At 59.0% G+C, this 17,603-nt stretch carries 16 protein-coding genes and 1 pseudogene; 7 read left to right on the top strand and 10 right to left on the bottom strand.

Annotation, left to right across the window (positions count from 1 at the left end; genetic code table 11):
• The first annotated feature begins 161 nt into the window (after positions 1-161).
• The 3 genes from IE038_RS13745 (at position 162) to IE038_RS13755 (ending at position 1,412) form a co-directional block, all read left to right on the top strand.
• Positions 162-602 (top strand): YkvA family protein, encoded by a 441-nt coding sequence (locus tag IE038_RS13745; RefSeq protein ID WP_163931950.1) that lies wholly within the window; start codon positions 162-164, stop codon positions 600-602.
• A gap of 88 nt (positions 603-690) precedes the next feature.
• Positions 691-1,041: a helix-turn-helix domain-containing protein gene (locus tag IE038_RS13750; RefSeq protein WP_163931954.1), complete on the top strand. Its 351-nt coding sequence runs from the start codon at positions 691-693 to the stop codon at positions 1,039-1,041.
• A complete protein-coding gene (locus IE038_RS13755; RefSeq protein ID WP_189395785.1) occupies positions 1,038-1,412 on the top strand; it encodes a hypothetical protein in 375 nt (124 codons plus the stop codon). Before IE038_RS13750 ends, IE038_RS13755 begins: the two co-directional genes overlap by 4 nt.
• Here the strand turns inward: IE038_RS13755 and IE038_RS13760 are convergent.
• Both IE038_RS13760 and IE038_RS13765 read right to left on the bottom strand, forming a co-directional pair.
• The gene (locus IE038_RS13760) at positions 1,388-3,166 is read right to left on the bottom strand and encodes a bifunctional diguanylate cyclase/phosphodiesterase (RefSeq protein ID WP_189395786.1); all 1,779 of its coding nucleotides are present in this window, start codon (positions 3,164-3,166) and stop codon (positions 1,388-1,390) included. The two genes, IE038_RS13755 and IE038_RS13760, sit on opposite strands and share 25 nt — an antisense overlap.
• 123 nt (positions 3,167-3,289) lie before the next feature.
• Positions 3,290-5,371, bottom strand: a complete 2,082-nt coding sequence (locus IE038_RS13765; RefSeq protein ID WP_163931957.1) for a carboxy terminal-processing peptidase — start codon at positions 5,369-5,371, stop codon at positions 3,290-3,292.
• A gap of 139 nt (positions 5,372-5,510) precedes the next feature.
• On the opposite strand from IE038_RS13765, the gene IE038_RS13770 reads away from it, so the two are divergent.
• Complete coding sequence (locus tag IE038_RS13770; protein WP_189395787.1) at positions 5,511-6,473, top strand: NAD(P)H-quinone oxidoreductase; 963 nt, start codon at positions 5,511-5,513, stop codon at positions 6,471-6,473.
• 902 nt (positions 6,474-7,375) lie between these two features.
• On the opposite strand, the gene IE038_RS13775 is transcribed toward IE038_RS13770, so the two are convergent.
• The 6 genes from IE038_RS13775 to IE038_RS13800 all read right to left on the bottom strand — a co-directional run bounded on the left by IE038_RS13775 (position 7,376) and on the right by IE038_RS13800 (position 12,655).
• Positions 7,376-8,029, bottom strand: a complete 654-nt coding sequence (locus tag IE038_RS13775; protein ID WP_163937058.1) for an HAD family hydrolase — start codon at positions 8,027-8,029, stop codon at positions 7,376-7,378.
• Between the two features lie 24 nt (positions 8,030-8,053).
• Positions 8,054-9,043 carry an ABC transporter ATP-binding protein gene (locus IE038_RS13780; protein WP_189395788.1) on the bottom strand — a complete coding sequence of 330 codons (990 nt, stop codon included), beginning with the start codon at positions 9,041-9,043 and terminating at the stop codon, positions 8,054-8,056.
• 1 nt (position 9,044) lies between these two features.
• Positions 9,045-9,842 (bottom strand): ABC transporter permease, encoded by a 798-nt coding sequence (locus tag IE038_RS13785; protein ID WP_163937055.1) that lies wholly within the window; start codon positions 9,840-9,842, stop codon positions 9,045-9,047.
• Complete coding sequence (locus IE038_RS13790) at positions 9,829-10,671, bottom strand: ABC transporter permease (protein WP_189395789.1); 843 nt, start codon at positions 10,669-10,671, stop codon at positions 9,829-9,831. Before IE038_RS13790 ends, IE038_RS13785 begins: the two co-directional genes overlap by 14 nt.
• Complete coding sequence (locus IE038_RS13795; RefSeq protein WP_163937051.1) at positions 10,668-11,474, bottom strand: alkaline phosphatase family protein; 807 nt, start codon at positions 11,472-11,474, stop codon at positions 10,668-10,670. Before IE038_RS13795 ends, IE038_RS13790 begins: the two co-directional genes overlap by 4 nt.
• 116 nt (positions 11,475-11,590) lie before the next feature.
• Positions 11,591-12,655: an ABC transporter substrate-binding protein gene (locus IE038_RS13800; protein ID WP_163937048.1), complete on the bottom strand. Its 1,065-nt coding sequence runs from the start codon at positions 12,653-12,655 to the stop codon at positions 11,591-11,593.
• A gap of 354 nt (positions 12,656-13,009) precedes the next feature.
• Here IE038_RS13800 and phnR point away from each other — a divergent pair, with 354 nt between their 5' ends.
• Positions 13,010-13,723 (top strand): phosphonate utilization transcriptional regulator PhnR, encoded by a 714-nt coding sequence (phnR, locus tag IE038_RS13805; RefSeq protein WP_163937045.1) that lies wholly within the window; start codon positions 13,010-13,012, stop codon positions 13,721-13,723.
• Here phnR and IE038_RS13810 read toward each other — a convergent pair.
• Together IE038_RS13810 and IE038_RS13815 are read right to left on the bottom strand one after the other, a co-directional pair.
• Positions 13,720-15,863 (bottom strand): annotated as a pseudogene (locus IE038_RS13810) (mechanosensitive ion channel family protein). The gene phnR and the pseudogene IE038_RS13810 overlap by 4 nt on opposite strands.
• A gap of 41 nt (positions 15,864-15,904) precedes the next feature.
• A complete protein-coding gene (locus IE038_RS13815; RefSeq protein ID WP_167524074.1) occupies positions 15,905-16,069 on the bottom strand; it encodes a hypothetical protein in 165 nt (54 codons plus the stop codon).
• 267 nt (positions 16,070-16,336) lie between these two features.
• Between IE038_RS13815 and IE038_RS13820 the strand changes: the two genes are divergently transcribed.
• Positions 16,337-16,774, top strand: coding sequence for a hypothetical protein (locus IE038_RS13820; protein ID WP_189395790.1), 438 nt, complete (start codon positions 16,337-16,339; stop codon positions 16,772-16,774).
• Positions 16,775-16,834: 60 nt separating this feature from the next.
• Positions 16,835-17,572 (top strand): hypothetical protein, encoded by a 738-nt coding sequence (locus tag IE038_RS13825; protein WP_189395791.1) that lies wholly within the window; start codon positions 16,835-16,837, stop codon positions 17,570-17,572.
• Positions 17,573-17,603 lie beyond the last annotated feature (31 nt).

Raw genomic sequence — 17,603 nt, forward strand, 5'->3', positions numbered from 1 at the left:
GGCACTCAAACAATTGCGCATTTAAACAGGTGTGTAAAAAACGCCCGATTTGAGTAAAGCCCTTGCGCTGCGGGCACCCTGGGCCCTAAAAGCGGCTCTGTTCACAAGGTTATCCACAATAACTGTGGATAACCTTCCCTGACACATTGGTAGGAGGCTGCATGAAAGCTCCGTGGAATTTCACTCGTTTCCTGCCTTTGGCCGAGCGCTTGCTCAGCCGTGGGCGGCTCCCTGCACTGATTTTTGCTGTGGCTCGCAAAGGTCCGCAATTGGGCAAGCTCAAAGATGACGTGCGCCTGTTGCAGGCGTTGTGTCTGGCCTGGTGGCGCGGCGAGTACCGGGCAATCAGCCCCAAGGCCATGGTCACTGTCGTGGCGGGGCTGTTGTACTTTGTCAGCCCTCTGGATGCGATTCCAGACTGGTTGTTGGGGGTAGGCCTGCTGGATGACATCGCGGTGCTGGCTTGGGTGCTCAAGACGGTGGGTGATGAACTGGCGGCGTTTCGCGCCTGGCGTGATCGGCAGGCGCCGGAGAAGCTGCGTGTTGTAGAGCGTTTGCCGGATTCGCCTGAGGCATTGTGCCTGGAGCATAAAAAAAGCTGACGCCGCACGTTTCCGTTGGCTGGTAATATAATTGGCATAAGGATTATGCCTACCGATTACATGCGAGTTGTCCTACAAGGGGGTTGTAATGGGTATTCAGGTCATCAGCCGGGACGGCCAACCCGAGTATGCGGTCGTACCTTGGGAGCAGTATCAGGCCCTGCTCAAGGCAGCAGGTCAACCTGCGGCGAATTCAATGGGGCAACCGGCCACGTGCGAGCCGGTTGTCGAACCCTCGGCGGCTCGGGTTCCGAGCTTGAGTGAGCTGGCCCAGTTGCGTCAGGCCAAGGGTCTGGCACCTGAGCAGTTGGCGCGTACCGTGGGTATCAGCCCGGCCTACCTGGCCATGATCGAGTCCGGTGAGCGCCAGCCCGATGCGGCGATTCGCCGTAGCTTGGCGTGGGAGCTCGGTGTGCCTGGCTGGAGTGAGCCATCGTGAGCAGCGTGCGGATCAGCCGCCAGCAGTGGGAAAGCCTGTTGGGCGAGCTGGACGTTGCGCGTCGGCAGCGCCATCTGCTGACCTACCGGGCCTTGCTTGAGCGTCTGCAACTGCCGACCCCGGCCATGCAGACCCTCACGGCAGCGCTGGAGTACCTGGCTGTGCTTGATGCCCGTGCCGAGCAGCCACTACGCAGCTCGTTGGTGATCAGCCAAGGCGCCAGTCGCCTGCCACGCACTGGTTTTTTCGAGTGTGTCGAGCGCCTGGGGCGTTTTTCCGGGCCGTCCGATGGTATGGCTGCTGCGTCCTGGCATGCGTCAGAAGTGGTCCGGGTGTTCGAGTACAGTTACCCGGCAGAGGCTGAGGTCTGAGCCAGCTCGGCGGTCTCGATCACGTAAACGCTATAGCCCTTGACGTCCTTGGCGTGATGCTTGGCCTTGGAGGCCAGTTCCGCCAGCTGCCCGGCAGTGAGCTGTGCGCCTGCCTGTGCGTGTAGCTGCACCACGCCGATGGACAACGACAGCAGCTCAAAGGACTGTTGCCGGCCCTGTCGGTCGTGCCCAGTGAAACATCCGGCCTCCAGATGTTCGGCGCGGTAGAAGCGCCTGCACTGTTTCTGAAAATCTTCCAGTAACAGCTTCAAGCGTGCGTGCCAGTCACTGGCACTGAGCACCAGCATGAAATCGTCACCGCCGATATGCCCGACAAAGTCGCGGCTGGGGTCGACCCGCTCACTCAGGCACTGCGCCAGGCACAGTAGCACCTCATCACCCCGGGCGTAGCCGTAGATGTCATTGAACGGCTTGAAGTTATCGATATCCACATAGCAGATCGCCGCCTCACGCTGCTGCTGCAACAGGTGTGTCAGGCATTGCTGGATCGGTACGTTGCCTGGCAGCAAGGTCAGGGGGTTGGCGTACCGGGCCTGCTGGATTTTTTGCTCGGTGATCAACTTGAGCACATCGATGACCCGCCCCAGGCCCAGGTATTGCCCGTTCTGGGTAATGATGAAGTCTTCCTCGATGCGTTGGCGCGCCCGGCTGGTCAGCAGTCGGCTGACCTGTTGCAGAGACTGGCTGAGCTCCACGGCGAGAAAGTCTTCACTCATTAGCCGGCTGATCGGCTTGCGTGCAAACAGGTCGGTGGCGAAGGGTTTGAGCAGGGCGTCGGAAAACGCATGCCGGTGCACGATGCCACACGGTCGTAGATTGGCATCCAGCACGGCCAGTGAGTTCAGGTTGGCCTGGCGGCGAAACGATTCCAGTACCAGCGCAGTAGGGGTATCGCCAATCACGGCTGACTGCTCAATCAACAGCGCTTGAAGGTCGCTACTCTCTTCGCTGAGGATTTGGCTGACGGCTGTCTGGTTTGGCAGTACGTTCTGGATGTCTCGCGGCGGCTGTTCTTGAGGACGGCCCAGCAGGTAGCCCTGAACCAGGTCTACCCCCATTTCAGTGAGTACCTTGAGCTCTTCGGCCAACTCGATGCCTTCGGCAATCACTTGTGCCCGAGAGGCTTTGGCGATTTGCAGAATAGAGCCGACAAACTCGCGTTTGACCGCGTCCAGATGGATTCCGTCGATAAAGTGGCGGTCAATCTTCACGTAGTCCGGGCGCAGTTCCGACCACAAGCGCAGGCTTGAGTAACCGGCGCCGAGGTCGTCCAGGGCAATGGAAAACCCCATGTCGCGGTAGTGGTGCAACGCGTTGAACAACAGTTGGAAGTCATCGGTGGGTGTCTGTTCGGTCAACTCAATGACCACCCGGCTCGGTGACAGGCCCATGTCTTCCAGCATTTTCAGGGTGCGTCCCGACTGATACTGCGGTTCCAGCAACGACTCCGGCGAGACGTTGAGGAACAGCTTGCCCTCCAGTTTTTGCTGACTGAAGCGACGACAGGCACTCTCTCGGCAGGCAACTTCCAGCTCGGTCAGTCGACCGGCCTGACGGGCCACGGCAAACAGGTTGATGGGGGAGTGCAGTGGGCTGTTGGACGGGCCGCGGCTTAAGGCTTCATAACCGAGAATACGCCGTTCTGATAGGCAGACGATGGGTTGGAACAGGCTGTGCAAGCCGCTTTGAGCCAGGATGGAGCTCAGCGCGCTAAGCTGTTCGGTCACGGTCATGGCAGGCGTTCCTTACGAAAAAAGGGCTGCGTACCCTTGGTACGCAGCCCCTTATTTCACGACAGATAAATGACTGTTTGATGACGCGCCAGCGTCCAGCCATATTATTTCGCCATTAGTGCCTCAATGCTTGGCCACCGCTGAGTTCAGACTCAGGTAGTCCAGCAGGATGCGCCCGGTTTCAGCCAGGTAGGCGTCATCCTCGGGTTTGGTGTCATCCGGCTCGGCCGGCAATGCATCCTCGTCTTCTTTTTTCAGTTCCTTGAGCGGTTCCTCGCCCTTGGCTTTACGCCGGGTGTTCTCCAGCGCCAGTTGTTTGCCTTCGATAGTGGCGTGCTGGGCACGACGCTCGGTTTCGTTCAGGCTCACGGATTTTTCGTTCATCAGCTTCTGGGTCAGGGCCAGACGATCGCGGATGTAGACGAACTCCGGATCCTTGGCGCTGCGCTCGTCATGACGCGCCTTGAGCTGAGCCAGGAACGGTTTGAACGGATCGCTCGCCGGCTTGATCGCCGGACGAATGGTGTCCCATGGCATCGCCTCGGGCAGGGCGCTCTCGCCGATTTCCTTGGTGTCGATCACCGACGGGTAGTCGATGTCTGGCAGTACGCCCTGATGCTGGGTGCTCTGGCCAGAAACACGGTAGAACTTGGCCAGGGTCAGCTTCAATTCGCCGTGGTTCAGCGGCTGAATGGTCTGCACGGTGCCTTTACCGAAGGTCTGGCCACCGATGATCAGTGCGCGGTGGTAGTCCTGCATGGCGCCTGCAAAGATCTCAGAGGCGGAGGCCGACAGGCGGTTGACCAGCAAGGCCATCGGGCCTTTGTAGAAGGCACCGCTGTTTTCGTCTTCAAGCACATCGACACGACCATCGCTGTTGCGCACCAACACGGTAGGACCGTTGTCGATGAACAGGCTGGTCAACTCGGTGGCTTCCTGCAAGGAACCGCCGCCGTTGTTGCGCAGGTCGATGACCACGCCGTCGACTTTTTCCTTCTGCAGCTCGGTCAGCAGCTTTTTCACGTCACGGGTGGTGCTCTTGTACTCTGGATCGCCAGCGCGGAAGGCCTTGAAGTCCAGGTAGAAGGCCGGGATCTCGATGATGCCCAGCTTGTAGTCGCGGCCATCCTGCTTGAGCTTGAGCACCGACTTTTTCGCGGCCTGCTCTTCCAGCTTCACCGCTTCACGGGTGATGGAGACGATCTTGCTGGTCTGGTCGTTCGGTGCATTGCTGGCTGGAATCACTTCCAGGCGAACCACGGAACCTTTCGGGCCGCGGATCAGCTTGACCACTTCGTCCAGGCGCCAGCCGATCACATCGACCATTTCCTTGTCACCCTGGGCCACGCCGACGATCTTGTCGGCAGGCGCGACTTGCTTGGTCTTGGCGGCAGGGCCAGCCGGTACCAGGCGAACGATCTTGACCTGGTCATTGTCGCTTTGCAGGACGGCGCCGATACCTTCGAGCGACAGGCTCATGTTGATATCGAAGTTCTCTGCGTTGTCAGGCGACAAGTAGTTGGTGTGCGGGTCGTAGGATTGGGCGAACGTGTTGATGTAGGCCTGGAAAATATCCTCGGCACGGGTCTGGTCCAGGCGCGTCAGCTGGTTCTTGTAGCGCTTGGTCAACAGTTCCTGAATGGCCTTGGGGTCCTTGCCGGCGATCTTCAGACGCAACACTTCGTCCTTCAGGCGCTTGCGCCAGAGGTCGTCGAGTTCGGCTTCGTTTTTCAGCCAGGCGGCGTCCTTGCGGTCGACCAGCAAGGTTTCCTGGGTGTTGAAGTCGATGCTGTCGACGCCCTTGTCCAATTGCGCGAGGGTGAAGTCCAGGCGCGATTTCACCCGGTTCAGGTAGCGCTTGTAGATCGTGAAGCCGGGATCGAGATTGCCGCTCTTGAGGAAGTCATCGAACTGAGTCTTCCACTTGTCGAATTCGGCGATGTCGCTGGCCAGGAAATAGCTGCGAGCCGGATCGAGCAGCTTCAGGTAGCTGTCATAGATGATGACTGAGCGAGCGTCATTGAGCGGCGGTTTGCTGTAGTGATGGCGCTTGAGCAGCTCGACCACGTTCAGGCTGGCGACCACTTCGTCACGGTCGGGTTGCAGTTTGTCCCAACTGTTGGCGGCAGAAGCATTGCCCGCCAGCGGTAGGCTGCCAAGGCCGATCAACAGTGCGAGGGCGGTACTGGGCAGAAAATGCTTCATGCTGATTCGACGTAAGGGCAATTGATCACGCATATTAGGCCGTCTTTGAATTCGCCGGTTCCATAAAAACCGGACGCATACTGCAAAAAGCCCGACGCATTTGCACTCGGGCTCGTGATAACACAACTATGGAGGCACTGTGAAGGCATTGCAAGGCGTTGACGGACATGTGGAGTGGGTTACGACGACAAGTCCAACCTGCGATGTAGGTCAAGTACGAATCCGTGTTGCGGCTGCGGGCCTCAATCGGGCCGATTTGTTGCAAAAAGCCGGGCTCTATCCGCCACCTCCTGGCGCGAGCGAGTATCTGGGCCTGGAATGTTCCGGGGTGATCGTTGAAGTCGGTCCAGGCGCTTCCTGGCAGGTCGGTGATCGGGTCTGCGCGTTGTTGTCCGGTGGCGGCATGGCCGAAGAAGTGGTGGTCGATGCCCGCCACGTGCTCCCCGTGCCTGAAGGCCTGAGCCTGCACGAAGCGGCGGCGATCCCTGAAGTGTATGCCACCGCCTGGCTCAACCTGTTCCAGTTGGGGGCGCTCAAGCCGGGCGAGAAGGTGCTGTTGCATGCAGGTGCCAGTGGTGTCGGCTCGGCGGCAATCCAGCTGTGCAAGGCGTTTGGTAGCCCATGCTGGGTTAGTGTGGGCTCGGCCGATCGGCTGGCTTACTGTCAGGGCCTCGGCGCCACAGGTGGTGTGGTGCGTGGTGAAGACCTGGAAAGCCTGAGCGATTTCGCCCCGTTTGATGTGATTCTCGATCCGGTCGGGGCCAATTACGCTGCGCTGAACCTCAAGGTACTGGCACGTGATGGACGCTGGGTGATCATTGGCCTGATGGGCGGTCGCAAGGCTGAGCTGGACCTGGCCCAGTTGCTGGCCAAGCGGGTGCAGGTGACTGGTTCGACCTTGCGTAACCGTGATGATCAGTTCAAGGCCGACCTGCTCAGTGATCTTGGCCAGCAGGTCTGGCCGTTGTTCACTGAAGGGCGGCTTAAGCCGCAATTGGTCGGTCGTTACCCGATCAAGGATGCAGAGGCTGCATTTGCCGAGCTGGCGGGGAACCAGGTGTCGGGCAAGCTGGTGCTGGTGATTGACGAGAGCCTGGTGTAATCCCTGACGGGCTGAAGTATCGCTGACGGGTCGGCCCCTGGAGGTAATGTCGTTCATTCAAGGAAACGGCATAGCCTGAGTCGGCCTTGTCGGCGATGTGTTTTCATACGCTGAGCCTGCTGGCACCGCCAGATGGCGTCGCAAACGGATATGCCTGCTGTCATCAGTGGCTGTTGGCATTCACCTTGTGAGCATATCCATTCCCTGCGTCGGCACCACCGGCTGGTTTCGCCCTTTACGGCGACCCACTTTTGATAGGGCGCAAAAGTGGGCAAAACGCCCTGTCCCGACATCCGGCCCTACGCTGCGCTTCGGGTGCCTTCCTTACGCCATCGCTCCCGTGTGGACGCGCCGACGGGCCATCCATGGCCCATCAGCACTTGCGAGGCCTCCCTGCCTCGCACCCCACTCCGCGATGACTCCACTCTGCCTTCTGAAGGGACGTCCTGCGGCGCCTGACATTCCGCGCACTGAAAAGCAGAGCACTCGCAGACGCTCGCGGCTTCGCTTGTCCGCGAAGGTGCTGGGCTTTTCGACGTTGCTTTTTCATCCGCTGAACTTGCAGGCGCTGCCAAATTGTCCCTTCAGGAGGTCGAACGCAGGCGGTGCGTAGCTGGGTGTCAGGCAAGGATGCCTGGCAAGGGCTGAGGGCCAGGAAGGCCCTTCAGCACGGCTTCAGCGGGAGCACTGCCGGAGTGAGAGAACCCGCACGCAAACGGATATGCCTGCCGTCATCAGGGGCGACGCATGTTTGTGGCTATTGGCACTCACCTCGTGAACATATCCATTCCCTGCAGCGGCACCACCGGCTGGTTTCGCCTTTTACGGCGACCCACTTTTGAAAGGGCGCAAGGTTGCTTGAGCGCATCAAGCACTCCAAGGGCCTAAGTGAGCCTCACGGGTCAGCGCCAACTCAGGATTGGCCAGCCGTGTTGCTCGGCGTGCTCGCGCAGTACCGGGTCGGGGTTCACTACGACGGGGTGGTCGACCTTGAGCAGCAGCGGCAAGTCGTTGCGCGAGTCGGAGTAGAAACTGGCACCCTCCAGGTTCTCTTCTTCCTGATCCAGCCATTCCAGCAAGCGGGTGATCTTGCCTTCGCGGTAAGTCAGTACGCCCCGGGTATTGCCGGTGTACACACCCTTCACGACCTCAAGATCAATGGCAAGAAATTCGTCGATACCCAGTCGCGCCGCAATCGGTGCCACCAGGTGGGCGCCGGAGGCCGATATCACCAGCACCCGGTCGCCACGCTTTCGGTGCTCGGCGATCCGTTTGCAGGCTTCGCTGAAGATGATCGGCTCAATGATGTTCTCGACCCACGGCTCCACCAGGTGCTGCACCTCTTCCGGGGTTCGCCCGGCGATGGGTTCCAGGCTGAAGACCATGTAGTCCTCCATGGCCAGGTGGCCACGGCCATACGCGTCCATCAACTCACGGTCGCGGCGCAGAAACGGCTCCCCGTCGACCCAGCCCAGGCGGGCCATTTCTTCACTCCACAGCGAAGCGCAGTCACCATGGATCAAGGTTTCGTCCAGATCGAAAATCGCTAAAGCCATTTCACTCAAACTCCTGTGCAACCCTCAGGCAACTTCGCAGAGGGCGGTGGGATCGATCGACAAGGATACCCGTTGGCCGTTGGGATGCAGATCGGCAGACGAGCGATTCAGCACATCGACCAGCAACTCCACCCCCCGAGCCTCGACCCGGTAACGGATCACATTGCCCAACAGGCTGTGACTGCGTACCAGACCTTCCAGTTCGCCATTCAGGCTCAGGGTGATGGCCTCCGGACGAATGGCCAGTCGGCTGCTGACCGGGCGTTGCAGCAAGCGACTGGCACTGTCGGCATCGAGCAGGTTGTAGTTGCCGATAAAGCCGGCAGCGAACGCATCGGCGGGGGCGGTGTAGAGGGTTTCGGCATCGCCGCTCTGGACGATACGCCCTTGGTTCATCAGGAAAATGCGGTCCGACAGGATCAGCGCTTCCTCCTGGTCATGGGTCACAAAAATGGTGGTCAGGCCCAACTCACGCTGGATGTTTCGGATCTGTTCGCGCAGGTGCTTGCGGATGCGTGCATCCAGGGCCGACAGCGGTTCGTCGAGCAGCAACAGGCGTGGCCGGGTCACCAGCGAACGGGCCAGAGCCACGCGTTGGCACTGGCCCCCTGAAAGTTGGTGCGGGTAGCGGCTGGCAAGGTCCTGCAATTCGACCAGTTGCAGCACTTCAAGCACGCGGCTGCGGCTTTCTTCGTTGGCGACCTTCTGCATGCGCAGGCCAAAGGCGACGTTTTGTTCCACGGTCATGTTGGGGAACAGGGCATAGCTTTGAAACACCATGCCAATCCCGCGTTTTTGCGGGGTCAGTGGTACCAGGTCTTGCCCGTCCAGAAGGATCTTGCCGCTGTCTACTGCCGTCAGCCCGGCAATGCAGCGCAGCAGGGTGGATTTACCGCAGCCGGAAGGGCCGAGCAGGGTGACGAACTCGCCGCGTTCGATGTGGCAGTTGATGTCATTGAACACCGTGCTGCCGGCATAGCTTTTCTGCAGGTTTTGCACACTGACGAAACTCATATCACGACTTGTCCTTGTTCAGGCGGTTGGCTGCCCAGGTCAGCACCAGCACGAAGAGGAAATAGGAAATCACCAGGGCGCTGTTGAAATGGCCGCTGCTGTTGCGCATGTTGTTGAGGTACACCTGCAGGGTTTCATAACGTGTGCCGACCAACAGGTTGGCGAAGACGAACTCGCCAAACAGGAATGAGAACGACAGCAGCAAGGCGACCAACAGGCCTTTGCGCAGGTTGGGCAGCACCACCAGAAACGCAGCCTGAAAGGTACTGGCGCCAAGCAGTTGGGCCGCGTCCATCAGGTCACGCAAGTTGATGGCCTGCAGGTTGTTGGTGATTGCCCGGTACATGAACGGCAACGCCACGGTGAAATAGCAACCGATCAGAATCCAGGGTGTGCCGACCATCGCCAGTGGCCCCGAGCCATAGAGCTGCAGCAGGCCCACCGAGGACACCACCGGCGGTACCGCGAAGGGCAGCAGGATGAGGATATTCATCAGCGCATCGAGCCGCGGGAAGTGGTAGTGAACCACGAACAGCAATGGAAGGATCAGCAGTACCGAGAGTATCAACGCTCCCACACATACCAGCAGCGATTGGCCGAAGGCGTTCAGAAAACGCGGGTCGCTCCACAGTGCCAGGTACCACTTGATGGTCAGCCCGCTGGGCAGGATGCTTGCCGACCAACTGGTGGCCAGGGAGTAGAGCAGGGTGCCGGCCAAGGGCAGCAGCAACAGCAGAAACAGGACGTAGACCACCAGCCGATGATAGAGGCGGGTCGAGCCGGGTTCAGCGCGCGACATGGTAACTCCTCTTCAGCAGCCATTGGTGGACCAGGGTGACCAGCGTCATCAAGCCGACCAGGATCATGGCCAGTGCACTGGCCAGGTTTGGGTCCAGGGAGATGTCGCCTGCGACCAGCGCGGCGATGCGGATCGGCAGTACGTTGAAGTTGCCGGTGGTCAGGGCATACACCGTGGCGTACGCCCCCAGGGCGTTGGCCAGCAGGATCACGAAGGTGCCGAGCAGTGCCGGGGTCAGCACCGGCAGGCCGATGTGCCGCCAGTACTGCCAGGCGTTGGCACCGAGCAACTCGGCGGACTCGCGCCAGTCCTCACGCAGGGCGTCGAATGCCGGGTAGAGCAGCAACACACCCAGCGGTATCTGGAAGTAGGTGTAGAGGATGATCAACCCGCTTTTGGAGTACAGGTTGAAGTCTTCGATGATCCCGGTTTGCTTGAGCAGCATGGTCAGGGCACCGTTGAAGCCAAGCAGGATGATGAAGGCAAAGGCCAGTGGCACCCCGGCGAAGTTGCTGGTCATGTTGGCGAAGGCGTTGACGAAGTCGCGCAGCCGCGAATCGACCCGGCGCAGCGAGTAGCTGCCGAGAATGGCGATCACGATGCCAAACAGACTCGACCAGAAACTGATCTCCAGGCTGTGCTGGATAGCCTGGCGGTAGAACTTCGAGTTGAACACCTTGCTGAAGTTGTCCAGGCCCCAGCCGCTCTCGGCCTGAACACTGTGTACGGCCACCCAGGCCAGCGGGGCAATTTGAAAGACCAGGAAAAAGACCGCAAAGGGCAGCAGGCAGAGCAGGGCTAGGTATTTACCGCGAGTCAGCGCGTTCACGTAAGTAGCTCCCGGCACACCGGCTTGTCATGGGCAATGCCCATCAGCTCGCAGATCGTCCCGCACAACTCGGTTTGCAGGGGCTTGGCGGCAGGGTCGAGGCTGAAGGCATCGCCAAACACGAACAGCGGCACTTCGCGCTCTTCAGGCAGCAGGCCATTGTGCGAGTGGTCGTTGTTCATGCCGTGGTCAGCGGTGACGAGTACCTGATAGCCACTGTCGAGCCAGCCTTGCAGGTAGTCGGCCAGCAGGATGTCGGCGCTACGCGCACTGTTGCGGTACTGATGGCTGTCCAGGCCATGGCGATGGCCAGCATCGTCAATATTCATCGGGTGGACGAGCAGGAAGTTCGGCGTGTACTTGCGTCGCAGGTACTCGGCGTCGGTAAACAGGTGCGAGTCCGGGTAGTGGTCGACGTAATAAAACAGGCCGTGTTGAATCGGCAGTTTCGGCGAGTGGGTGTGGCGATCGCGCAACGGATCGAACGGTGAGCGGTTGTACAGTTCGCTGACCCAGTGGTAGGCCGCTGCCGCCGTGCTCAGCCCGGCTTCGTGGGCGTAATGAAAGATGCTGCGCTGCGTGGACAGGCGCGTGACGTTGTTGTGAACGATGCCACTGTCGATGGGGGCTACGCCGGTAAGGATGCATTCGTACAGTGGTCGGGACAGTGCCGGCAGTTCGCATTCGAGGCGGTACAAGGCTGCACGGTCGGCTTCGACATAGGCGTGCAGGTGGCCCATGGCGTGGTGCGCAACCTGATAGTTGAGCCCATCGAGCAAGACCAGAATGACGTTGTGGTTCATGACTTCTCCGAAGTACGCGGGGGCTTTATCGCTGGCAAGCCAGCGCCCACATGAGCCTTGTGGGAACTGGCTTGCCAGCGATTGGGCGACACGGTTTCCCGGTCGGGCCCAATGCCTCACTCCATCTCGATGATCACTTGCTCTTGCCACATCTGTGGCAGTTTCTTCGAGGTGGCTTCCCAGGCCGCAGCATCCTTGATCGGCTGAGCGGCCTTGTACTGCGCGTTGGGCAGCAGCTTGGCTTGTACATCGGCAGGCAGTTTCAGGTGCTCGGCACGAATCGGCCGGGCGTTGCCGCGGGCGAGGTTGGTTTGCCCGGCATCACTGAAAATGTACTCGCGGGTCAGTTTTGCGGCATTGGGGTTCTTGGCGTATTTGTTGATGATGGTGGTGTAACCCGAAATCACCGAGCCATCTGCCGGGATCAAGACCTCAAAGCGTTTTGGATCGATCTGTTCGCGGTAGCTCAGGCCGTTGAAGTCCCAGACCACACCGACTTCCACTTCGCCCTTCTCCAGGGTCTGGATGGTGGGGTTGGCCAGCGACAGACGCTTCTGCTGCGCCAGTTTGGTGAACAGTTGCAGGCCCGGCTCGAGATTTTTCTCGTCGCCCTTGTAGGCGATCGCGGCGGCCAGCACGCCGTTGGCGGCTTGGGCAGCCGTGCCGACATCACCGATGGCGACCTTGTACTTGCCCTTTTCCAGGTCATGCCAGGTTTTTGGCATGTCGGCTTCCTTCACCAACTGCTTGTTGATGATGAAGGCGATGGTGCCGGTATAGGCCAGGGCCCAATGGCCATCTTTGTCTTTGGCCCACGCAGGCACCTGGTCCCAGGTACTCGGCTTGTAGGGCTGGGTCACGCCTTTGGCAGTGGCAATCGGGCCGAAAGCAGCACCAACGTCGCCGATATCAGCACTGGCGTTATCTTTTTCCGCCTCGAACTTGGCCACCTCCTGGGCCGAACTCATGTCGGTGTCCATGTGCTTGAGACCATACTTGCTGGCCAGGTCTTCCCAGGTTTCTTTCCAGTTGGCCCAGGCATCGGGCATGCCGACGCTGTTGACCGCACCCTCTTTACGAGCGGCGTCCTCCAGGGCTTTCAAGTCGGTACCTGCAGCCATCGCCGCGGTACACAGGGCGATGGTAGAACCTAACAGTGACGCCAGGAAAAGCTGTTTCATCCGAAGCTCCTTTTTGGTGCCTTGCAAAACGCATGGGTGTTGGACGTTGTTGCGATTCGGTTGGTCTAGGTCAGCAATACCTGAGCCAAGGTAGGCCGGGTGCATGACATTTTGATGTCGCTGCGGGCTGCTCCGGCATGGCAGCTGGCTCTGAAAATACAGCGTAGACCAGATTCAAGTGCTTGATCCGCAACGGCTGGAGGCCTTGATCGACAGGGTTTTGATGACCGTTGAGCGGTAATGTCATCTGGCGTTCATCTGCATTGCCTAGGCTTGAAGTATTCCCGTGCGCCCCTTTCTGAGCGTTTTACTGCCCAGTATTGGCGCTGGACTAGTCCAGATAGGTAACCTTTGATGCGTCCACTGCCACCGCGCGCAGTAACAGCCATATGCCAGGCGTTGCAGGAACAGATCGAGCATGGCCTGCTGGCCGCAGGCTGCAAGTTGCCGGCCGAGCGCAAGCTCAGCGAGGTGTTCGATACGACGCGTATTACCCTGCGCGAAGCCCTGGTGCAGCTTGAAGCCTTGGGGGTGATCTATCGCGAGGAGCGCCGTGGTTGGTTCGTTGCTCCCGAACGATTGACCTATGACCTGATCGAGCGTAGCCACTTTCACGCCATGGTGCGTGCCCAGGGGCGGGTACCGGCTACCGAGTTATTGTCGGCACGCCTTCAACCAGCGCCCGCCGCAATCTGTGCGCGTTTGCAACTGTCGCCGCTGTCCAGCGTGATTCAGATCTGTCGGTTACGGCGTATCGACGGGCGTGCAGTGCTGTATGCCGAGCACTACCTGAACCCCGATTACTTTCCGGATATCCTCAGCTTCGACCTGGGCCAGTCTCTGACCGAGTTGTACGCCGAGCATTACGGGATCCAGTACGGTCGGGTGTGCTTTGAGATTCTGCCTACGGCATTGCCCGTCGCCGCTGGCATGGCCCTGAAAGTGTCGTCAGGTAGCCCCGGGCTACAGATCACCCGGGTCAACAGCGACCAGCACGGGCGCTTGATCGACTGTGACCTTGAGTATTGGCGGCATGACGCGATTCGCATTCGTGTCGATGCCGGTTAAGCATTGTTGCCCTCGGCACCACCACCGGCTGTGATCACCTGCACCGACAGGCGCGGAGTGGCCAGGTCCAGGCCGGCTTCATCGAGCTCGCGCTTGAGCGCCAGGTTGAACGCCCTTGAAACCTCCCACTGCTTGATCGGTGCGGTCTTGAATCGCGCCCGCAGGATCGCCGAGCCGGACTCGAAGCTTTCCACCCCTTGCAGCTCCAGCGGCGACCAGATACTGCGCCGTTGCAGCGGGTCATTGCGCAGCTTCTGGCCAACATCGCGAACCAGGTCGATGGCCTGGTCGATGTTCATGCTGTGGGGAATGGCGATGCGGAAGATCGCGTAACCGAACTCCCGCGAGTAGTTCTTGATGCTTTTGATCTCGCTGAACGGAATGGTATGGACGATGCCATCGATATCGCGCAGGCGTACGGTACGGATAGTCAGGCCTTCAACGGTCCCCAGGTGGCCGCCGACATCGACATAGTCGTCGATGGCCAGGGAGTCTTCGATGATGATGAACAAGCCGGTGATCAAATCGGCTACCAGCGATTGCGCGCCAAAACCGATGGCCAGGCCGATGACCCCGGCACCGGCCAGCAGCGGTGTGACGTTCATGCCCATGTTGGCCAGGGCGACGATCACCGCGATGATGAAAATGGTCACGAACAACACGTTGCGGATCAGCGGCATCATGGTTTGTGCGCGGGCATTGGCGGCCCCTTTACGCGAGCGCGTCAAGGCATGATGCACGGCGGTGTCGCTGAGTATCCACACCAGCCACGCCGCAAGCAGTGTGCCGCTCAGGCCGAACAGGCGCATGGCGGCTTCATGGCCGTCGCCCTCGGCAAAACCGATCAGCGACAAGCCCCAGACCCGAAGCCCCAATTCGATGAACAGCAACCAGATCGTCAGGTATAGCCAAAGCTTTTCAGGCGTTCGTAGTACAGCGGCTGACGGCGGTTGCTGCGGTGTGGTTTTGCAGCATGGCGACGGACCAGGCCGTTGATCACGATGCACAGCACCAGCAGCACCGCGCACATCAGCGACTGACGTAGCGCAGTGCTGGTGTCACCTGCCGAAATGAATGTGGCAAACAGTGAGACAGCCACCAACACCAACGCCGGCAGGTACCAGAGACTGCCGAGAATCTCGATGGTGTCGCTCAGGGCCCGGCGGGTCAGACGCCGCGACAGGGGTTGGTTACGAATCAGGTGGGCAATAGGACGCCGGAATCGCAGTATGAACAGCCCGCTGGAAATGGCCGCCAACACATTGGCCAGTGTGGCCAGGCTATGCGCCAGGTGAGTGCCTAGTGCAACGGCCAGGCGCGGGTCGTTCATCGCCTCGCCGAAGGCGGCAAAACTGCCGATCAGCCACAGCGGACGAAAAGCGCGACGCCGCAGAATGTGCAGGGCGTGATGGCGGTGAGGGCCATCGAGCAGGGAAAAGGCAATCACGCAGATGGCCGAGAAACAGGTACCGACCACCAGTGCATAGGCCAGCACCATGGCCATGGATTTGCCCAGTGAAGAGGGCAGTGCAAAGCTCAGGTACACGGTGATGATCAGTGCTACCAGCCAAGGGCCGAGCTTGCGCAAGGCGAAGAGCACCAGGTCCCAGGTCTTGGGATGCTGGGGTAGCTCTTCGGTCAGACCAAAGCGCAGTCGCACCCGATGCCCGACCCAGATAAACCCGTAGGCCAACAGGCTCCAGAGGGCGATGACCGCCGCAAAGCCGAACAGAATGGCGGGTAACTCCTGTGCCGGCACCTTCAAGGCCGCCAACTCATCCTGGGCTTGGTCCAGCTCTTGCGACCAGAGGGTGAAGGGGCTGGCGTCACCACTGAACTGCTTTTCCAGGCTGGCCACGGTATTGCCGATCACGCCCAGTACACCTTGCTCTACCGATGGCTGCGCCTGTTTGGTGCTGTCGCGCAACTTCTTCAGATCGGCCAGCAAATTGGCGCGTTGCTGATCGTTTTCCAGGCGCTTGATGACTTCGTCCAGGGACTGGCTCAGCGGCTCGGTGGCCTCGGGTTGGGCCTTGCTGCCGCCGAGCAAGCCCGGCAAGCCTGCCGCCTGGGCCAGGCCGACGGGCGCCAGAAAAATCAGAAACAGCGCGAAAAAGCGGAAAAAGGCGGGCACTGGCAGATCAACCTCAGGCAATCAATCGCCCGAGTGTAGTGTATTTGTCAGTTCAGTTTCTCAAGGATCTTCCAGGCCATGATACCGATCATGCCCAGCGTACCGATCCACATCATCAGCACCCCGATATTGCGCTCACGCATGTTGAAGCCGACGGTCAACAGGATCAGGCCGGCGATCACCGGGAGGAACATCATCTGGAACTCTGACATGCGCAAGGACCTTCTCAAGGCTCGGAAATTCATGGGGCAAGCATAGGCCGGAATCGTCAAGCCAGGGTTGATGGAGATCAGCGCCGGCACGGCCCGTGCTGATTCTAACAGCAGAGAAACTTCCTACATCAATATCAGACCGCGTCTGATACAGCGCCCAAGGCTTCCTGCCGACTGGTTAAAAGCGTCATGAGCGATTGATGAATCGCCCTGACGCGGACATGTAGCAACAGCTGTGTGTCATTAACCTTTGAAAGGATGTCGCGAATGAAAAATATCAAGAAGGTGCTGTTGGGTTCTTTTGTGGTGTTGGGGTGCTCGGTGGGTGGGGCGGTACAGGCAGCTAATCTGGCAACTGTTACGGTTGTAAATGAAACCAGTGCAGAGGCGGTGTACGGCTATGAATATTTTTCTGGAAGTTTAAATACCCCGCCTACCAATATTGTACAGAATTCCAGTATTGGTTTTATTCATACCAGCGGAAGTGATATTGCGTCCGGTATGCGATTTACTTACGCAGTGGGCTCGAAAAAATGCCGGTTCTCGGCATCGCACTTGGTTGAAATTCATCTGGGCGGATACCTGCCTAGCTGGAAAAAAGATGCAGTGTCTATTGGTTCGAGCCGTGCAACCTGTACCGCGACATTGGTAAAAGCGGACTCGAATCTTCCCTTCAATTACACCGTGCAGTTCTCTATTAAATAGTCATGCAGCTAGGCACTTGAAGAAGTGCCTCGCTGCATTGGAACGGTTGGAGGAAGCAATATGAAAATAGGCGCAATTCCATCATCGGTAGCTATTGTTAGAACGCCACCAAAACCAGAACCGACAGAAGAAGCTTCAACCTCAAGCACGAAGGAAAGTGTAAGTCTTTCAGTCGAGGGATTGAAATTGAGCGCCAGCATGGCGCAGGTCGATGCCCAGAATGATCAAGCCAGGGATAAATACGAAAGAATTTACGGTGCCCATGGCCTTGGTAAAACAGCCTTTTTACGGGTGAGTATGTATGGCGCAGAAGCTTTCAAACAGCCCGAGGTGTCGGCAGATTGTTCACCTGAACAACTGTCCCGAAAGCAGATGTCCTTTGATTTTCTACTGTCTATTCATGAGGGAAGGGGTAAACCGGCTAACCCGTTTGCAGGGCTATCCCGGCCAGAGCTTGCTGCGATCGTGGAAGACGAAAGCGGTGAATATACGGATGAAGAGCGCTATGTGGCGCTTCATGCAAAAAGTGACCTGGACTTCGAGTGTTTTCAGGTAGTAGCCAGCTTTATTTCCTCTGGAGGTGATGCTCGCCCTGCTTATCGCAGCTATATAGAGTTACTGGATAGCCTCAGCCCTGTAGAGCGTTTTCGATATCCGGCGGGTGATCGCGAGATTGCTGAACGTCTTCTCGCCCAGGAAGAACAGCGCCTCGGCAAACTCCCAGCCGAGTTCTCTATCTGGGAACTTATGGCTCAGGAGGGGCGCGGCCTGAACAAGGAAATACCAGCAGCGGGTTGATGTGTTTCAGTGATTGGCACTGTACGCGTCG

The organism is Pseudomonas laurentiana (assembly GCF_014648275.1).
Taxonomy (GTDB): domain Bacteria; phylum Pseudomonadota; class Gammaproteobacteria; order Pseudomonadales; family Pseudomonadaceae; genus Aquipseudomonas; species Aquipseudomonas laurentiana.

Excerpts from the sequence above, each read along its gene's own strand:
- IE038_RS13825 (WP_189395791.1), top strand. The coding sequence starts at position 16,835 with ATGAAAATAGGCGCAATTCCATCATCGGTAGCTATTGTTAGAACGCCA.
- IE038_RS13745 (WP_163931950.1), top strand. The coding sequence starts at position 162 with ATGAAAGCTCCGTGGAATTTCACTCGTTTCCTGCCTTTGGCCGAGCGC.
- IE038_RS13760 (WP_189395786.1), bottom strand. The coding sequence starts at position 3,166 with ATGACCGTGACCGAACAGCTTAGCGCGCTGAGCTCCATCCTGGCTCAA.
- IE038_RS13820 (WP_189395790.1), top strand. The coding sequence starts at position 16,337 with ATGAAAAATATCAAGAAGGTGCTGTTGGGTTCTTTTGTGGTGTTGGGG.
- IE038_RS13780 (WP_189395788.1), bottom strand. The coding sequence starts at position 9,043 with ATGAGTTTCGTCAGTGTGCAAAACCTGCAGAAAAGCTATGCCGGCAGC.
- IE038_RS13750 (WP_163931954.1), top strand. The coding sequence starts at position 691 with ATGGGTATTCAGGTCATCAGCCGGGACGGCCAACCCGAGTATGCGGTC.
- IE038_RS13775 (WP_163937058.1), bottom strand. The coding sequence starts at position 8,029 with ATGGCTTTAGCGATTTTCGATCTGGACGAAACCTTGATCCATGGTGAC.
- IE038_RS13785 (WP_163937055.1), bottom strand. The coding sequence starts at position 9,842 with ATGTCGCGCGCTGAACCCGGCTCGACCCGCCTCTATCATCGGCTGGTG.
- phnR (WP_163937045.1), top strand. The coding sequence starts at position 13,010 with ATGCGTCCACTGCCACCGCGCGCAGTAACAGCCATATGCCAGGCGTTG.
- IE038_RS13795 (WP_163937051.1), bottom strand. The coding sequence starts at position 11,474 with ATGAACCACAACGTCATTCTGGTCTTGCTCGATGGGCTCAACTATCAG.
- IE038_RS13765 (WP_163931957.1), bottom strand. The coding sequence starts at position 5,371 with ATGAAGCATTTTCTGCCCAGTACCGCCCTCGCACTGTTGATCGGCCTT.
- IE038_RS13815 (WP_167524074.1), bottom strand. The coding sequence starts at position 16,069 with ATGTCAGAGTTCCAGATGATGTTCCTCCCGGTGATCGCCGGCCTGATC.
- IE038_RS13800 (WP_163937048.1), bottom strand. The coding sequence starts at position 12,655 with ATGAAACAGCTTTTCCTGGCGTCACTGTTAGGTTCTACCATCGCCCTG.